Origin of the sequence: Halomonas sp. SIMBA_159 (assembly GCF_046536035.1) — a bacterium.
Taxonomy (GTDB): domain Bacteria; phylum Pseudomonadota; class Gammaproteobacteria; order Pseudomonadales; family Halomonadaceae; genus Vreelandella; species Vreelandella venusta_A.
In genome coordinates this window covers 1-274 of record NZ_JAWJBT010000516.1, presented here as the reverse complement: position 1 = coordinate 274, position 274 = coordinate 1, and the positions used below count along the sequence as shown (strand labels likewise).

Below are 274 nucleotides of genomic sequence, written 5' to 3'. Positions count from 1 at the left end.
ACATCCAGCAGGTCTTTTTCTGCTGTTCCGTCGCCTTCACGGCTAAGGACAGTCAGTACCACCTCTGCAGGTGCCGGACTGGTTGCACTGGCATCCGCCACCCGACCGTCGGCGCTTCGGGCATGAAATTCATAGGCTGCAGTTGGCCCCGCAACTGAAAGCCCTTCAAAGGCTGCAGGCACACGCAGGCGTAACGCTTCATCGCTTTCCATCACAGCCGCAACGGGCGGCACAGCGTCATTATCAGCAGGCGTCACCGTCAGGCGTTTCACGT

At 59.5% G+C, this 274-nt stretch carries 1 pseudogene; it reads right to left on the bottom strand.

Going from position 1 to position 274, the window contains the following annotated elements:
- Positions 1 to 274, bottom strand: a pseudogene (locus R0J87_RS20255) (baseplate assembly protein); the annotation flags it as partial.